Source organism: Delftia acidovorans NBRC 14950 (assembly GCF_001598795.1).
In the GTDB taxonomy this organism is placed as follows: domain Bacteria; phylum Pseudomonadota; class Gammaproteobacteria; order Burkholderiales; family Burkholderiaceae_C; genus Comamonas; species Comamonas acidovorans.
The window spans coordinates 1-1,901 of the sequence record NZ_BCZP01000065.1; the positions used below are offsets into that span (position 1 = coordinate 1).

The following is a 1,901-nucleotide window of genomic DNA, read 5'->3' on the forward strand; positions in this document are numbered from 1 at the left end:
TCCAGCACGCTGGCCACGATGGCGCCCGAGATCTGGGTTTCTGCCGCACTGCTGATCTGCTCGTGCACGTCCAGCACCAGGCCGGCAGCGCCCAGCGTCAGCGCGCCCGAGGCACCCACGCGCTCGGCAATGACCACGGTCACATAGCCGCTGGCCGTCAGCGCCAGATCGGCGCCCAGCAGGTCCTGCGCCCGCACCAGGTGGGTCAGCGCCTCCACATCGGACAGCAGCTGCAGGGGCGCCAGTGTCAGCCGGCCCTCGGCATGCCGGTCCTGCGAAGCCACGGTGAAGGCCGGGCCCAGGCGCATCTGGTAGTCGTGGCCCTGGCCGCTGATGATGGCGCCGTCGACCACGGGCGGCGGGACGAAGGCGGTTCCGATGGAGTACTGCGGAATCCAGGCGCCCTCGCCCACTTCGACCTGGACCGTGGCCTGCAGGCGCGCCAGCGTGGGCCGCGCCACGGCGTCATTGCGGGCGTCCGAGGCCCGGACCTGGGCGCCGGCCAGCCGTAGCGCGCCACGCGGGATGGGGTCGCCAGCGACGCGCAGGGGCCGCAGCCGCGCCTTGACCTGGGCCAGCGGCCGGTCTGCTGCGAACAGGTCCAGCGGCTGCAGCCCCATGCGGATCTGCAAGGGCTCCAGGGCCTGGCCCTCCACCTGCAGCGGCGCCAGGTTCAGCACGCCCGTGCCGTCCTGCTCGGCCACACCGTCCTGCAGCCGGGGCGAGTCCACGACGTCATCACCGGCATACAGCACCGCATCGAGCACATAAGGGCCGGTCATCGCAAAGCGCCCCTTGTAGACGCTCACGTCGTTCAGAAACCACTCGATGCGCCCGCCTCCGACCTGGGCGCGCACCGTGTCATTGCCCGTCATCGAGCCCACGCGCTGCAGCGTGACGCCGGCATGGCGCACGTTGACCTGGCCATCCCCAAACACCAGGCCGTACTCCACATTGGCGAACGATGAACGGCTGACGCGCGGCACCTGGCTGGCCAGGGTGAAGCCCACCACGGCGCCCACGGGCTTGCCGATCACGAAGGTGGCCGTGCCGATCCAGTTGGCCGGCAGCTCGCGCAGGCTGTGCGCTCCACCGTTCCAACCGAAGTGCCAGTCGTAGGTCCGGCGCTCCGGGGTGGCGACCTTCGGCGGCCACGCGGGGATCGCGGGCTGGGCGGGGATCACGATGCGCACATTCTCGCGGCGCATGATCCAGGCGCTGGTCCAGGTCAGGGGCACGCGCTGCCTGCGTATCACGCCATCCACAGTGATATCGGCCAAGGCCCAGATATCGCTGTAGTGGGCTGCTTCAGCGCTCAACAAGGGGTTGCCCACCCTGTCGCTCAAGGCATCCAATGGCGTGCGCCAGCCCACCGCCTTGGAGCCATCGGGCGCGGTGTATTCAACGCGCTGCATCTCGTTGATGCCGGCTTCCACGCGCACGTCTCGCCATTCATAGGTGATGCGCTCGGGGGTTGCAGGCCGGCCCGGAAACCCCGGGTCCGCAGGCGTGGCCGGCACGAACTCCACCAGCTTCTTGTTCTTGATCAGCGCGTTACCCATTGGCGGGCTCCTTGGCGCGGTGGTCGGCCATCCAGGGCCGGCCGGGGTTCATGGGCAGCAGCTCACCGTTGTCGTCGCGCAGGCTCAGCAGGGGGAACAGCTCGCCGCGGTTGAAGTCGAAGCGCGAGTCGTCGATGTCATAGCCGCTGGAGCCGGGCAGCAGTTGGCCGTCCATCCAGGCCCAGTACGGCAGGCGCATGCTGAGCGCCGTGGCGCGCCAGCGCTGGCCCCCGTCGCGGCTGGTGTGCAGCTTCACGGCCAGCGGCAGGATGGCGCCGCTGTCGTCGGTCTGGCGCGGGCCGTAGACGGGTATGGCCAGCGTGCGCTGGTCCAGCGCCA

2 protein-coding genes are annotated in these 1,901 nt (G+C 70.0%); both read right to left on the reverse strand.

The annotated features are described in order from the left end of the window. The coding region (locus DA1_RS29215; RefSeq protein WP_155737682.1) for a hypothetical protein at positions 1-1,562 on the reverse strand (1,562 nt) is incomplete at its 3' end. After that, on the reverse strand, positions 1,555-1,901 hold a 347-nt coding region (locus tag DA1_RS30955; protein ID WP_162269895.1), incomplete at its 5' end, for a hypothetical protein. The genes DA1_RS30955 and DA1_RS29215, both read right to left, overlap by 8 nt.